Raw genomic sequence first — 14,427 nt, 5'->3', positions numbered from 1 at the left:
CGTGAGCGACACACAGACCCAGATCGAGAACCGGCCGCCCTCCGTGGCGACCCTCTTCCTTGAGCGAGTCGAGCGGACTCCCGACGCGGAGGCCTACCGCTACCCGGTCCCCGCCGCGTCCGGCAGCGGCCCGGACGACTGGAAGTCACTCAGCTGGGGGCAGGCCGCCGAGCGGGTCTACGCGATCGCCGCCGGCCTCGTCGACCTCGGGGTGCGGTCCGAGGAGCGGGTCGCCCTCGCCTCCTCCACCCGGGTCGAGTGGATCCTCGCGGACCTCGGCGTGATGTGCGCGGGCGCCGCGACCACCACGGTCTACCCGCAGACCAACGCCGAGGAGTCGGCGTTCATCCTTTCGGACTCCGAGTCCAAGGTCCTCATCGCGGAGGACGCGGCCCAGCTCGCCAAGGCCGTCGAGCGCCGCGCCGACCTGCCGAACCTCCGCCACGTGGTCGTCGTCGACGCCGCCGGCGTCGAGAGCGACGGCGACTGGGTCCTCACCCTCGCGGAGCTGGAGGAGCGCGGCAGGGCGTACCTGGAGGCGCACCCCGAGGCGGTCAAGGAGCGGGTCTCCGCGATCACCTCCACGCAGCTCGCCACCCTCATCTACACCTCGGGCACCACCGGCCGCCCCAAGGGCGTCCGCCTCCCGCACGACAACTGGTCGTACATGGCCAAGGCCATCGCCGCCACCGGCCTCGTCACCCGGGACGACGTCCAGTACCTGTGGCTGCCGCTCGCCCACGTCTTCGGCAAGGTCCTCACCTCGGGCCAGATCGAGGTCGGCCACGTCACCGCCGTCGACGGCCGCGTCGACAAGATCATCGAGAACCTGCCGGTGGTCCAGCCGACCTACATGGCGGCCGTGCCCCGCATCTTCGAGAAGGTCTACAACGGGGTCGCCGCCAAGGCCCGCGCCGCCGGCGGCGCCAAGTACAAGATCTTCCAGTGGGCGGCCGAGGTCGCCCGCGAGTACGCGAAGACCACCCAGGACAACTTCCGCCGCACCGGCACCGCCTCCGCGCCCTTCGGCCTGAGCGCCAAGCACAAGGTCGCCGACGCCCTCGTCTACGGCAAGATCCGCGAGGCCTTCGGCGGCAACCTGCGCGCGTGCGTCTCCGGCTCCGCCGCCCTCGCCCCCGAGATCGGCTACTTCTTCTCCGGCGCGGGCATCCACGTCCTGGAGGGGTACGGCCTCACCGAGACCTCCGCCGCCTCCTTCGTCAACCCCGGCGAGGCCTACCGCACCGGCACCGTCGGCAAGCCGCTGCCCGGCACCGAGGTCCGCATCGCCGACGACGGCGAGATCCTGATGCGCGGCCCCGGCATCATGGAGGGCTACCACAACCTGCCGGAGAAGACCGCCGAGGTCCTGGAGTCCGACGGCTGGTTCCACACCGGTGACATCGGCGAGCTGTCCGCCGACGGCTACCTGCGGATCACCGACCGCAAGAAGGACCTGATCAAGACGTCCGGCGGCAAGTACATCTCGCCGGCCGAGGTCGAGGGCCAGTTCAAGGCCGTCTGCCCGTTCGTCTCGAACATCCTGGTCCACGGCGCCGACCGGAACTTCTGCACCGCCCTGATCGCCCTCGACGAGCCCTCCCTCCTCGGCTGGGCCGCCGAGCACGACCTCGGGGGCAGGTCGTACGCCGAGGTCGTCGCCGACCCGCGGACCGAGAAGCTCGTCCAGGGGTACGTGGACCGGCTCAACGAGGGCCTCCAGCGCTGGCAGACGATCAAGAAGTTCCGTCTGCTGCCGCGCGACCTCGACATCGAGCACGGCGAGCTGACCCCGTCCCTGAAGCTGAAGCGGCCGGTCGTCGAGCGCGAGTACAAGCACCTCATCGAGGAGATGTACGCGGGCTCGCGCGAGGTCTGACCGGCGCCCCGGCACGGGGCCCGACCAGCACGGGAGCCGGTTGTCCACAGGCAGCCGGCCCACCCCGGGCAGTACGGGACAATGGGCTCATGCCTTCCGTACTGCCCGATGGTGAGACCGTTCCCGAGGACGGGGCGCTGCCCCCGCACGCCCTGGAAGGGGCCGGGGAGCGCCCGCTCGGGTTCTACCTGCACGTGCCCTACTGCGCGACGCGCTGCGGTTACTGCGACTTCAACACCTACACGGCGAGCGAGCTGCGCGGCACGGGGGGCGTGCTCGCCTCCCGGGACAACTACGCCGAGCAGGTCGCCGAGGAGATCCGGCTCGCCCGGAAGGTCCTCGGCGACGACCCCCGGCCGGTCCGGACCGTCTTCGTCGGCGGCGGCACGCCCACGCTGCTCGCCGCCGGCGACCTCGTACGGATGCTGGGGGCGATCCGCGACGAGTTCGGGCTCGCGGACGACGCCGAGGTCACGACCGAGGCGAACCCCGAGTCGGTGGACCCGGCCTATCTGGCGGAGCTGCGCGAGGGCGGGTTCAACCGGATCTCCTTCGGCATGCAGAGCGCCCGGCAGCACGTCCTGAAGGTCCTCGACCGCACCCACACCCCCGGCCGCCCCGAGGCCTGCGTCGCCGAGGCGCGGGCCGCCGGGTTCGACCACGTCAACCTCGACCTGATCTACGGCACGCCCGGCGAGTCCGACGACGACTGGCGGGCCTCGCTCGACGCGGCGATCGGCGCCGGACCCGACCACGTCAGCGCCTACGCCCTGATCGTCGAGGAGGGCACCCAGCTGGCCCGCCGCATCCGGCGCGGCGAGGTGCCGATGACCGACGACGACGTGCACGCCGACCGGTACCTGATCACCGAGGAGGTGCTCTCCGGGGCCGGTTTCGAGTGGTACGAGGTGTCCAACTGGGCCACTTCGGAGGCCGGGCGCTGCCTCCACAACGAGCTGTACTGGCGCGGCGCCGACTGGTGGGGCGCGGGGCCCGGCGCGCACAGCCACGTGGGCGGGGTGCGCTGGTGGAACGTGAAGCACCCCGGGACGTACGCGGCGGCCCTCGCGGCCGGGAAGACGCCGGGCGCGGGCCGCGAGCTCCTCTCCGAGGAGGACCGGCGGGTGGAGCGGATCCTGCTGGAGCTGCGGCTCCGGGACGGGGTCGAGCTGGCCCTGCTCAAGCCGGCAGGCCTTGCCGCCTCCCGCAAGGCCCTGGAGGACGGCCTCCTGGACCCCGGCCCGTACGGGGCGGGCCGAGCGGTCCTGACCCTGCGGGGCCGGCTCCTCGCGGACGCGGTGGTGCGGGACCTGGTGGACTAGGGGGTGTCCTAGGGCCTGCCCGGCGGCGTCCTAGGGCGCCGTCACGAAGTCGATCAGTTCCTCGACCCGGCCCAGCAGCTCCGGCTCCAGGTCCTTGTACGACGTCACCCTCGACAGGATGTGCTGCCAGGCCGCGCCCGTGTTGTCCGGCCAGCCCAGGGCGCGGCAGACGCCCGTCTTCCAGTCCTGGCCGCGCGGGACCGCCGGCCAGGCCGGGATGCCGAGCGAGGACGGCTTCACCGCCTCCCAGACGTCGATGTACGGGTGGCCGACGACCAGCACGTCCGGCGAGGTCACCCGTGCGGCGATCCGGGACTCCTTGGAGCCCGGGACCAGGTGGTCCACCAGGACGCCGAGGCGGGCGTCGGGCGCCGGCCCGAACTCCGCGACGATCGCCGGCAGGTCGTCGACGCCCTCCAGGTACTCCACGACCACGCCCTCGATCCGCAGGTCGTCGCCCCAGACCCGCTCGACCAGCTCCGCGTCGTGGCGGCCCTCGACGTAGATCCGGCCCGCCCGCGCCACGCGCGCGCGTGCGCCCGGCACCGCGACCGAGCCGGAGGCCGTGCGGGTCGGGCGGGCCGGTCCCGAGGCCGGGCGGACCAGGGTCACGACCTTCCCCTCCAGGAGGAAGCCGCGCGGTTCCAGCGGGAAGACCCGGTGCTTGCCGAAGCGGTCCTCCAGGGTCACCGTGCCCGCCTCGCAGCGGATCACCGCTCCGCAGAAGCCCGTCGCCACCTCCTCCACGACGAGGTCGCGGTCGGCCGGGACCTCCGGGACGGGCGCCGACTTCTTCCAGGGGGGCGTCAGGTCCGGGTTGTAGCTGCGCATTCGGGCGACGTTATGCGACGGAGAAGCGCCTCGCCAGTTCCTCGCGCTGGCGTCGTACGAACGCGGCGTCCACCACCGCCCCGTGCCCCGGCACGTACACCGCGTCCCCGCCGCCGAGCGACAGGAGCCGGTCCAGGGCGTCCGGCCAGCGGGACGGGATCGCGTCCGGGCCCGCCTGCGGCTCGCCCGACTCCTCCACCAGGTCCCCGCAGAAGACCACCTCCGGCGGGCCGGGCACCAGGAGCGCCAGGTCGTGGCCCGTGTGCCCCGGGCCGACGTTCGCCAGGAGCACCTGCCGGCCGCCCAGGTCGAGCGTCCACTCGCCGGAGACCACGTGCCGCGGGGCCACGAGGACGTCCGCGGCCTCCGCGGCCGCCGCCGGGTCCAGGCCCTGCCGCACCCCGTCCGTCCGCAGCTCCTCCCGGTCCCGTCCCCGGGTGAGCAGCTCCTCCGTGCCGACCGCGCCGAAGACCTCAGCGCCCGCGAAGGCCGCCGTGCCGAACACGTGGTCGAAGTGCGGATGGCTCAGTGCGATGTGCGTCACCCTCCGGCCGCCCGTGAGTTCCGCCACCTCCGCCCGCAGCTCCGCACCCTCCGCGAGGGACGACCCCGTGTCGTACAGCAGCACCGCCCGCTCGCCCACGACGAGCCCCACCGTGGCGTCCCAGCCGGGCAGCCGCCGCCGGCCCACCCCGTCCGCGAGCCGTTCCCATCCCCGTGCTTCCCAGTCGACGTCCATGCCCCGACGCTAACCGCTGGGGCGCCGCCTCCTTGCCAGGAGCGACGTGTGCCGCCGTACACTGGCCCGGGATCGCTGGCACTCGAACAGGGCGAGTGCCAAAAGCGGAGCAACCGGAACGACCGACGACAGCTGGAGGTGCGCACGATGCTCAGCGAACGCAGACTCGAGGTGCTGCGCGCCATCGTCCAGGACTATGTCGGGACGGAGGAGCCCGTCGGCTCCAAGGCGCTCACGGAGCGCCACAAGCTCGGCGTGTCGCCCGCCACCGTGCGCAACGACATGGCCGTGCTCGAGGAGGAGGGCTACATCGCCCAGCCCCACACCAGCGCGGGCCGCATTCCGACGGACAAGGGCTACCGGCTGTTCGTCGACCGGCTCGCGGGGGTCAAGCCGCTGTCGACGCCCGAGCGGCGGGCCATCCACAACTTCCTCGACGGCGCGGTCGACCTCGACGACGTCGTCGGCCGCACGGTCCGGCTGCTCGCGCAGCTGACCCGGCAGGTCGCCGTCGTGCAGTACCCCTCGCTGACCCGTTCGACCGTCCGGCACGTGGAACTGCTCTCGCTGGCCCCGGCCCGCCTGATGCTCGTCCTCATCACGGACACCGGCCGGGTCGAGCAGCGGGTCGTCGACTGCCCCGCGCCCTTCGGCGACACCTCGCTCGCCGACCTGCGGGCCCGGCTCAACAGCCGGGTCGTCGGCCGCCGGTTCGCCGACGTGCCGCAGCTGGTGCAGGACCTGCCCGAGTCCTTCGAGGAGCCCGAGGACCGGGCCACGGTCTCGACCGTGCTCGCGACCCTCCTCGAAACCCTCGTGGAGGAGCACGAGGAGCGGCTGATGATCGGCGGCACCGCCAACCTCACCCGCTTCGGACACGACTTCCCCCTGATGATCAGGCCCGTCCTGGAGGCTCTGGAGGAGCAGGTCGTCCTCCTCAAGCTGCTCGGCGAGGCCAAGGAATCGGGCATGACCGTACGGATCGGGCACGAGAACGCCCACGAGGGGCTGAGCTCCACGTCCGTCGTCTCGGTCGGCTACGGTTCGGGCGGCGAGGCAGTCGCCAAACTCGGCGTGGTCGGACCGACCCGCATGGACTACCCCGGAACGATGGGAGCGGTACGCGCAGTGGCACGTTACGTCGGACAGATCCTGGCGGAGTCGTAAGTGGCCACGGACTACTACGCCGTACTCGGCGTGCGCCGCGACGCTTCCCAGGACGAGATCAAGAAGGCGTTCCGGAGGCTCGCGCGCGAGCTGCACCCGGACGTCAACCCCGATCCGAAGACGCAGGAACGCTTCAAGGAGATCAACGCCGCCTACGAGGTCCTCTCGGACCCGCAGAAGAAGCAGGTCTACGACCTCGGCGGCGACCCGCTCTCGGCCTCCGGCGGAGGCGGCGCGGGCGGCTTCGGGGCCGGTGGCTTCGGCAACTTCTCCGACATCATGGACGCCTTCTTCGGCAACGCCGCGCAGCGCGGGCCCCGTTCGCGGACCCGGCGCGGCCAGGACGCCATGATCCGCCTGGAGATCAGCCTCGACGAGGCGGCCTTCGGCACCACCAAGGACATCCAGGTCGACACGGCGGTCGTCTGCACGACCTGCTCCGGCGAGGGCGCCGCGCCCGGCACCTCCGCGCAGACCTGTGACATGTGCCGCGGCCGCGGCGAGGTCTCCCAGGTCACCCGGTCCTTCCTGGGCCAGGTCATGACCTCCCGGCCCTGCCCGCAGTGCCAGGGCTTCGGCACCGTCGTCCCGACCCCGTGCCCCGAGTGCGCGGGCGACGGACGGGTCCGCTCCCGCCGCACCCTCACGGTCAAGATCCCGGCCGGCGTCGACAACGGCACCCGCATCCAGCTCGCGGGCGAGGGCGAGGTCGGCCCCGGCGGCGGCCCCGCCGGCGACCTGTACGTCGAGATCCACGAGACCCCGCACGAGATGTTCCAGCGGCGCGGCGACGACCTGCACTGCACGGTGACGATCCCGATGACGGCGGGCGCCCTCGGCACCAAGGTGCCGCTGCAGACCCTCGACGGCGTCGAGGAGATCGACATCCGGCCCGGCACCCAGTCCGGCCAGTCGATCCCGCTCCACGGGCGCGGCGTCACCCACCTGCGCGGCAACGGGCGCGGCGACCTCATCGTGCACGTCGAGGTCCAGACCCCGGGCAAGCTCGACGCGGAGCAGGAGCGCCTCCTGCGCGAGCTGGCCAAGCTGCGCGGCGAGGAGCGGCCCACGGGGCAGTTCCAGCCCGGTCAGCAGGGGCTGTTCTCCCGTCTGAAGGACGCGTTCAACGGGCGGTAGCCCGGCCTGTACGCAGAGGGAGGGGCGGTATCCATACATGGATACCGCCCCTTTCCATACCCCTCTCCGCGGCATGACACGATGCCCATATGTCCACCACCGCACTGAACGATCTCTCCCGGATCCCGATCGTGCAGGCCCCCATGGCGGGTGGCGCCTCCTGTCCCGAGCTGGCCGGAGCCGTCTGCGAGGCCGGGGCGCTCGGCTTCCTGGCCGGCGGCTACAAGACGGCCGGAGGCCTGTACCAGGAGATCAAGCAGGTACGCCGGCTCACCGCACGCCCCTTCGGCGTCAACCTCTTCATGCCGCAGACCGGACGGCCCGCCGACCCGGCCGCCGTCGAGGTCTACCGGCACCAGCTCGCCGGAGAGGCCGGCTGGTACGACACCCCGCTCGGCGAGACCGACGACTCCCGCGACGACGCCTACGACGCCAAGCTGGCCATCCTCCTGGAGGACCCGGTCCCCGTCGTCTCCTTCACCTTCGGCTGCCCCGCGCCCGACGCCCTCGCCTCCTTCGCCCGCGCCGGGACGTACACGATCGTCACCGTCACCTCCGCCGAGGAGGCCCTCGCCGCCGAGCGCGCCGGGGCCGGGGCCGTCTGCGTCCAGGGCGTCGAGGCCGGCGGGCACCAGGGGACGTACCGCGACGACCCAGACGCAGACGGCCCCGGCCCCGGCGCGCCCGGCACCGGCCTGCTCACCCTCGTCACCCAGGTCCGCGAGAGCACCGGCCTCCCGATCGTCGCCGCCGGCGGGATCATGCGCGGCGCCCAGATCGCCGCCGTCCTCGCCGCCGGGGCCGACGCCGCCCAGCTCGGCACCGCCTTCCTCGGCTGCCCCGAGTCGGGCGCCCACCCGCTGCACAAGCGGGCCCTGACCGACCCGCTGTTCACCCGCACCGCCCTCACCCGGGCCTTCTCGGGGCGCCCGGCGCGCGGCCTCGTCAACCGCTTCATGCGCGAGCACGGCCCGTACGCCCCCGCCGCCTATCCCGAGGTCCACCACCTCACCGCCCCGCTGCGCAAGGCCGCCGCCACCGCCGGCGACGCCCAGGGCATGGCCCTCTGGGCCGGCCAGGGCCACCGCCTCGCCCGCGCGCTCCCCGCCGGGCAGCTGGTCGAGGTCCTCGCCGCCGAACTCGACACCGCCCTCTCGGAACTGGCCCACAGGAGCACTTCGTGACCGCACCCGTCTTCGTCGTCGACGCCGTCCCCGGCGCCGGGACCTTCCTCCTGGACGGCCCCGAGGGCCGCCACGCCGTCTCCGTGAAGCGGCTGAGGGAGGGCGAGGAGCTCGTCCTGGTCGACGGCCGGGGCCGCTGGGCCGCCTGCGAGGTGCTGGCCGCCGAGGGCAAGGACCGGCTGACCGTGCGGGTCGCCGAGGTCCACGAGGACCCCGGGGAAGAGCCCCGGATCACCGTCGTCCAGGCGCTCCCCAAGGGCGACCGGGGCGAGCTGGCCGTCGAGACCATGACGGAGACCGGCGTGGACGCGATCGTGCCGTGGGCCGCCTCCCGCTGCATCACCCAGTGGAAGGGCGACCGGGGCCTCAAGGCGCTCGCCAAGTGGCGGTCCACCGCGCGCGAGGCCGGCAAGCAGTCGCGCCGCACCCGCTTCCCCGAGGTCGCGGACCCGATGACGACCAAGCAGGTCGCCGCCCTCCTCGCGGGGGCCGGCTTCGCGGCCGTCCTGCACGAGGACCGCGACCACCCCAGCGGCGCGCTCGCCACCGCCGACCTCCCCGCGAAGGGGTCGGTCGTCCTCGTCGTCGGGCCCGAGGGCGGGGTCTCCCCGGAGGAGCTCGCCGCCTTCGAGGCGGCCGGGGCGAAGCCGTACCGGCTGGGCCGCAGCGTGCTGCGCACCTCCACGGCGGGCACGGCGGCGACGGCCCTGGTCCTGGGGCGGACGGGCCGCTGGAGCTAGGGCCCCGACGGATCCGGGGCTCCGACGGAGCCGGGGCCCCGACGGAGCCAGGGCCCGCCGGAGCTAGGGCCCCGAAGGCCGGGGCGGGTCGGCCGTCAGCTCGTCGAAGAGCGGCCAGCCGTCCTCCTCGCGCGTCCCGTTCGCGGTGGGGACGAGGCCGCGGGCCAACGCCGCGTCGAGGAACCGGCGCACGACCCCGGGCTCGTCGAGGTTGAGCCAACCGCCCCCGACGGCGAGCACCTCGTGCCGGCCCATGGTGAAACCGGCCACCGCACGGCCCGGCGCCTCCCGGAAGACCAGCCGGAGCAGGGCGTGCGGGCGCTCGGCGCGGCGCAGGGCGAGCACGGTCCGGCAGTCGGGGTGCCGGTGCCGGACGTTCCAGAGCCAGACCGTCCCGTCGTCCACCGTCAGCCCGCGCAGGGCCCCGTCCCGTCTCATGCGGCGCAGTGTACGAAGGGACGGGGGCCAACCCGGTGGACGGCCGCCCCCGGGGGCTCCTTAGGGTGGCCGCATGGCCGACGAGTCCCCCCTGATCCGCAGTCTCCGCGCCGCCGTGGCCGCCGCCCCCGGCGACGTGCCCCTGCGTCTCCACTTCGCCGACCTCCTCCTCGCGGAGGGGCGGAACGACGAGGCCGTCGCGGAGGCGGCCGTCGCCCTCCAGCACGAGCCCGGGGACACGGACGCCCGCGCCCTGATGGTCCGCGCGATGGGGCTGCCCGCGGCGCCCGCACCGACCGTCGCGGAGACCCCGGCCCCGGCCCCGGCCCCGGCTCCGGAACCGGCTCCGGACGAGCCCGCGCCGAACGCCCCCGCCCCCGCCCCCTCCTTCGACTGGAACGCCGCCGAGCAGCAGGTCCAGGACCTCGTCGGACCCCGCTTCCTGGAGGACCCGCAGGCCGCCGACGGCGACGGGACCGCCGGGGACGCGGCCGCCTGGGACGTCGACGCCCCCGGCTCCGTGCGCCTCGCCGACGTCGGCGGCATGGAGGAGGTCAAGGACCGCCTGGAGGCCGCCTTCCTCGCCCCCATGCGCAACCCCGAACTGCGCAGGCTGTACGGCAAGTCGCTGCGCGGCGGCCTGCTGCTCTACGGCCCGCCCGGCTGCGGCAAGACCTTCATCGCCCGCGCCGTCGCGGGCGAGCTGGGCGCGAGCTTCCTCACCGTCTCGCTCTCCGACGTCCTCGACATGTGGATCGGCGCCTCCGAGAAGAACATCCACGACATCTTCGAGACCGCCCGCCGCCAGGCCCCCTGCGTCGTCTTCCTCGACGAGCTGGACGCCCTCGGCGCCAAGCGCTCCCGCACCCACCACAGCGGCCTGCGCAACGTCGTCAACCAGCTCCTCACCGAACTCGACGGCATCGCGAGCGGCGCCGGCAACGAGGGCGTCTTCGTGCTCGCCGCCACCAACGTCCCCTGGGACGTCGACATCGCGCTGCGCCGCCCCGGCCGCCTCGACCGCACCCTGCTCGTGCTGCCGCCCGACGCCGCCGCCCGCGAGGCGATCCTCCGCTACCACCTGCGCGAGCGCCCCATCGAGGCCGTCGACCTCGGCAAGCTCGTCAAGGCCACCGAGGACTTCTCCGGCGCCGACCTCGCCCACGTCTGCGAGACGGCCGCCGAGGCCGCGCTCCTCGACTCCGCCCGCAGCGGCTCCGTACGCCTGATCACCACCAAGGACCTGCTCGGCGCGGCCAAGCAGATCAAGCCGTCCACGGAACCGTGGTTCGCCGCCGCCCGGAACGTCGCCATGTTCGCCAACGAGGGCGGCCTCTACGACGACCTGCTCGCCCACCTCAAGCGGAAGCGCAAGCTGTGAGCGAGGCGGAGGCCCGGGGAGCCCACGGCACCGCGCTGCGGCGCGCCGAGGCGCTGTACGAGGCCGGACGGTACGAGCGGGCCGGGGCGCTCGTCGCCCAGCACCTGGCGACCGATCCCGAGGACGCCGAGGCCCTCGTCCTGCTCGCCCGCTGCCACCACCGGGGCGGCCACCACCCCGCCGCCCTGGCCGCCGTGGACCAGGCGCTGCGGGCCGAGCCCGAGCTGCTCGGGGCCTGGCTGATGCGCGTCCAGATCCTCCTCTCGCAGAAGCGGTTCCAGGAGGCCGAGTCCACCGCCCGGCACGCCGTCGCGCTCGCCCCGCACTACTGGGGCGCCCACTACGCCCTCGGCACCGCCCTCGCGGAGCACGGCGAACGCGCCCGCACGCCCGCGCGTACCGTCGAGGCGTACGAGGCCGCGCGGACCGCCGTGAACCTCGCGCCCGAGGAGGACGCGGCCCACTTCCTGGTCGGCCTCACCGCCCAGCGCCGGCGCGACCACGCCACCGCCCGGCGCGCGTACGAGACGGCGCTGCGGCTCAACCCGCAGAGCAGCGAGGCCCACAACAACCTCTCGCTGCTCCGGCTGCGGCGCCGCTGGTTCCGGCGCGGGGCGTGGACGCAGGCCGCCGAGGGGTTCGTCGCCTCCGCCGCGCTCGACCTCCAGGACCGCAAGGCCCGCTACAACCTGGAGGCCATGGCCTGGAACACCGCCGCCGGGGCCCGCTGGGTCGCCCTGCTCGGCTTCATCGCCTCCGGGGCCGGCACCGCCCCCGTCCGCGGCGACGCGACCGGGGCCGGGGCGGTCGTCCCGTTCCTGATCGGCGCGGCCGTCTTCGTCGGCGCCTGGGGCGGCTGGGCGCTGTGGATGAGCCGGAGGCTGCCGCCCCGGCTGCGCCGCCCGCTGCTGCTCGTGGCCCGCGGCTGCCGGCCGGTGATCGCCATGGCGACGGCCGTGGGACTGCTCGGGCTCCACTCGGTCCTGAACATGGCCCTCTGGTCCTTCGACACGGGCGTGCCCGGCGTGCTCGGGGGAGTGCTGTTCTGGGGCGTGATCATCACGTACTGGGTGAGCCGCTCGTTCCTGAACCGGCGCGCGCCCAAGGACTGACCCGGCGCGCGCCCAAGGACTGCCCCGGCCCCTCCGGAAAACGGGATCCGCAAAACGGGATCCGCAAAACGGGATCCGCAAAACGGGATCCGATCTTGTCGGCGGCGGCGGATAGCATGCGCGTGTACTGACCGACGGAGGCGAGGAGGCCCGGACCATGGCCGGAGAGCCGCAGAGCGACTGCCTGTTCTGCAAGATCGTTTCGGGGGAGGTGCCCGCGACGATCGTGCGCGAGACGGAGACGACCGTCGCGTTCCGCGACATCAACCCGCAGGCGCCGACCCACGTCCTGGTGATCCCGCGCGTGCACTACCCGGACGCCGCCTCCCTCGCGGCAGGCGCGCCGGACGTCGCCGCCGACCTGCTGCGCGAGGCCGGCGAGGTCGCCGCCCAGGAGAAGACCGACGGCACCGGCTACCGGATCGTCCTCAACACCGGCGAGGGCGCGGGCCAGACCGTCTTCCACACCCACGCGCACGTCCTGGGCGGCCGCGGCCTCACCTGGCCCCCCGGATAAGCCGTGTCCGTACGCGAACTGGTCGTCCTCGGGACCGCGAGCCAGGTCCCGACCCGGCACCGCAACCACAACGGCTACCTGCTGCGCTGGGACGGCCGGGGCATCATGTTCGACCCCGGCGAGGGCACCCAGCGCCAGATGCTGCGGGCCGGGGTCGCGGCGCACGACCTCGACCGGATCTGCGTCACGCACTTCCACGGCGACCACTCGCTCGGCCTGGCCGGGGTGATCCAGCGGATCAACCTCGACCAGGTCCCGCACCCGGTCACCGCCCACTACCCGGCGAGCGGGCGGCACTTCTTCGAGCGGCTGCGGTACGCCACGGCCTACCGCGAGACCGTGGAGCTGGTCGAGGTGCCCGTCTCCGCCGACGGGCCGTTCGCCGTCACCGACGCCTACACCCTGGAAGCGCGCCGGCTCTCGCACCCCGTCGAGTCGTACGGCTACCGGCTCGTCGAGCCCGACGGGCGCCGCATCCTGCCCGAGCGGCTCGCCGCGCACGGCATCGAGGGCCCCGACGTGGGCCGCATCCAGCGCGACGGCGTCCTGGACGGCGTCACCCTCGACCAGGTCAGCGAGGTCCGGCGCGGCCAGCGCTTCGCCTTCGTCATGGACACCCGGCTCTGCGACGGCGTGCACGCCCTCGCCGAAGGCGCCGACATGCTCGTCATCGAGTCCACCTTCCTCGACGAGGACGTCCGCCTCGCCACCGACCACGGCCACCTCACGGCCGGACAGGCCGCCGCGGTCGCCCGCGACGCGGGCGTGCGGCACCTCGTCCTCACCCACTTCTCGCAGCGCTACCACGACCCCGCCGAGTTCGAACGGCAGGCGCGGGCGGCCGGGTTCGACGGCGAGCTGAGCATTGCCCAGGACCTGATGAGGGTCCCCGTACCGAAACGAACGTGAACATGCCCGTACCCAAGGCAGAACTGCACCTCCACATCGAAGGCACCCTCGAACCCGAGCTGGCCTTCGCGCTCGCCGCGCGCAACGGCGTCACCCTGCCGTACGCGGACACCGACGCCCTGCGCGAGGCGTACCGCTTCAGCGACCTCCAGTCCTTCCTGGACCTGTACTACGGCCTGATGGCGGTCCTGCGCACCGCCGGGGACTTCACCGAGCTCGCCGACGCCTATCTGGAGCGGGCCGCGGCCCAGGGCGTCCGGCACGCCGAGATCTTCTTCGACCCGCAGGCGCACACCGCCCGCGGCGTCCCGATCGGCACCGTGATCGAGGGCCTGACCGCCTCCCTCGACCGCGCCGAGGAGCGGTACGGGATCTCCACCCGGCTCATCATGTGCTTCCTGCGCGACGAGTCCGCCGAGTCGGCCCTCGCCACCCTGGAGGCCGCGAAGCCGTACCTGGACCGGATCACCGGCGTCGGCCTCGACTCGGCGGAGGTCGGCCACCCGCCGGCCAAGTTCCGCGAGGTGTACGAGGAGGCCGCCCGGCTCGGTCTGCGCCGCGTCGCCCACGCGGGCGAGGAGGGGCCCGCGGCGTACGTCCGCGAGGCCCTCGACGTCCTCGGCGTCGAGCGCGTCGACCACGGCCTGCGCTGCATGGAGGACCCCGACCTCGTCGCCCGCCTCGCCCGCGAGCGGGTCCCGCTCACCCTCTGCCCCCTGTCGAACGTCCGCCTCCGCGTCATCGACACCCTCGCCGACCACCCGCTCCGCGCCATGATGGCGGCGGGCCTCCTCGTCACCGTCAACTCCGACGACCCCGCCTACTTCGGCGGCTACGCGGGCGACAACTACGACGGCGTCCGCACCGCGCTCGCCCTCACGGACGACCAGCTCCGGGAGCTGGCCCGGAACTCCTTCCTGGCGTCGTTCCTGGAGGACGACGAGGGGCGGCGGGAGAGGTGTCTGGCGGAGGTGGAGGCGTACGAGTTCGGGGGTGGCGGGGCGTAGGCGGCGGGGCCGGGGAGGGAGCGGGCCCGAGGCGCCGGCGGCGGGCACGCGCCCGTCCCGGCCC

The 14,427-nt window shown here is 73.8% G+C and carries 14 protein-coding genes; 11 read left to right on the top strand and 3 right to left on the bottom strand.

What is annotated here, in order from left to right; all coding sequences use genetic code 11:
• The first annotated feature begins 1 nt into the window (after position 1).
• Both ADL08_RS26980 and hemW read left to right on the top strand, forming a co-directional pair.
• On the top strand, positions 2-1,879 hold the full coding sequence (locus ADL08_RS26980) for an AMP-dependent synthetase/ligase (protein WP_053647453.1): 1,878 nt from the start codon (positions 2-4) through the stop codon (positions 1,877-1,879).
• Between the two features lie 89 nt (positions 1,880-1,968).
• On the top strand, positions 1,969-3,201 hold the full coding sequence (gene hemW / locus ADL08_RS26975; RefSeq protein WP_053647451.1) for a radical SAM family heme chaperone HemW: 1,233 nt from the start codon (positions 1,969-1,971) through the stop codon (positions 3,199-3,201).
• A gap of 30 nt (positions 3,202-3,231) precedes the next feature.
• Here hemW and ADL08_RS26970 read toward each other — a convergent pair whose 3' ends face one another.
• Together ADL08_RS26970 and ADL08_RS26965 are read right to left on the bottom strand one after the other, a co-directional pair.
• Positions 3,232-4,032, bottom strand: coding sequence for a DUF3097 domain-containing protein (locus ADL08_RS26970; RefSeq protein ID WP_053647449.1), 801 nt, complete (start codon positions 4,030-4,032; stop codon positions 3,232-3,234).
• 10 nt (positions 4,033-4,042) lie between these two features.
• Complete coding sequence (locus tag ADL08_RS26965; RefSeq protein WP_053647446.1) at positions 4,043-4,771, bottom strand: MBL fold metallo-hydrolase; 729 nt, start codon at positions 4,769-4,771, stop codon at positions 4,043-4,045.
• A 147-nt stretch (positions 4,772-4,918) separates the two neighbouring features.
• Here ADL08_RS26965 and hrcA point away from each other — a divergent pair, with 147 nt between their 5' ends.
• The 4 genes from hrcA to ADL08_RS26945 all read left to right on the top strand — a co-directional run bounded on the left by hrcA (position 4,919) and on the right by ADL08_RS26945 (position 8,999).
• Positions 4,919-5,938 carry a heat-inducible transcriptional repressor HrcA gene (gene hrcA, locus ADL08_RS26960; RefSeq protein ID WP_053647444.1) on the top strand — a complete coding sequence of 340 codons (1,020 nt, stop codon included), beginning with the start codon at positions 4,919-4,921 and terminating at the stop codon, positions 5,936-5,938.
• Positions 5,939-7,075 (top strand): molecular chaperone DnaJ, encoded by a 1,137-nt coding sequence (gene dnaJ, locus ADL08_RS26955; protein WP_053647442.1) that lies wholly within the window; start codon positions 5,939-5,941, stop codon positions 7,073-7,075. It abuts the gene before it with no gap.
• Positions 7,076-7,164: 89 nt separating this feature from the next.
• Positions 7,165-8,259, top strand: coding sequence for a nitronate monooxygenase (locus ADL08_RS26950; RefSeq protein ID WP_053647440.1), 1,095 nt, complete (start codon positions 7,165-7,167; stop codon positions 8,257-8,259).
• Entirely contained in the window at positions 8,256-8,999 is a 744-nt protein-coding gene (locus ADL08_RS26945) for a 16S rRNA (uracil(1498)-N(3))-methyltransferase (protein WP_053647438.1), read from the top strand. The genes ADL08_RS26950 and ADL08_RS26945 overlap by 4 nt, the downstream gene beginning before the upstream one ends.
• A gap of 63 nt (positions 9,000-9,062) precedes the next feature.
• On the opposite strand, the gene ADL08_RS26940 is transcribed toward ADL08_RS26945, so the two are convergent.
• Positions 9,063-9,437, bottom strand: a complete 375-nt coding sequence (locus ADL08_RS26940; protein WP_053647436.1) for a hypothetical protein — start codon at positions 9,435-9,437, stop codon at positions 9,063-9,065.
• A gap of 73 nt (positions 9,438-9,510) precedes the next feature.
• Between ADL08_RS26940 and ADL08_RS26935 the strand changes: the two genes are divergently transcribed.
• The 5 genes from ADL08_RS26935 (at position 9,511) to ADL08_RS26915 (ending at position 14,363) form a co-directional block, all read left to right on the top strand.
• Positions 9,511-10,818: a tetratricopeptide repeat protein gene (locus tag ADL08_RS26935; protein WP_053647434.1), complete on the top strand. Its 1,308-nt coding sequence runs from the start codon at positions 9,511-9,513 to the stop codon at positions 10,816-10,818.
• Positions 10,815-11,930 carry a tetratricopeptide repeat protein gene (locus ADL08_RS38835; RefSeq protein ID WP_053647432.1) on the top strand — a complete coding sequence of 372 codons (1,116 nt, stop codon included), beginning with the start codon at positions 10,815-10,817 and terminating at the stop codon, positions 11,928-11,930. Before ADL08_RS26935 ends, ADL08_RS38835 begins: the two co-directional genes overlap by 4 nt.
• 157 nt (positions 11,931-12,087) lie before the next feature.
• Positions 12,088-12,447: a histidine triad nucleotide-binding protein gene (locus ADL08_RS26925; RefSeq protein WP_053647430.1), complete on the top strand. Its 360-nt coding sequence runs from the start codon at positions 12,088-12,090 to the stop codon at positions 12,445-12,447.
• Between the two features lie 3 nt (positions 12,448-12,450).
• Positions 12,451-13,356, top strand: coding sequence for a ribonuclease Z (locus ADL08_RS26920; RefSeq protein WP_053647428.1), 906 nt, complete (start codon positions 12,451-12,453; stop codon positions 13,354-13,356).
• Positions 13,357-13,358: 2 nt separating this feature from the next.
• Entirely contained in the window at positions 13,359-14,363 is a 1,005-nt protein-coding gene (locus ADL08_RS26915) for an adenosine deaminase (protein ID WP_053647426.1), read from the top strand.
• Positions 14,364-14,427 lie beyond the last annotated feature (64 nt).

The organism is Streptomyces sp. NRRL F-6492 (genome assembly GCF_001280125.1).
Lineage (GTDB): Bacteria > Actinomycetota > Actinomycetes > Streptomycetales > Streptomycetaceae > Streptomyces.
This window is presented reverse-complemented; position numbering and strand designations above follow the sequence as displayed.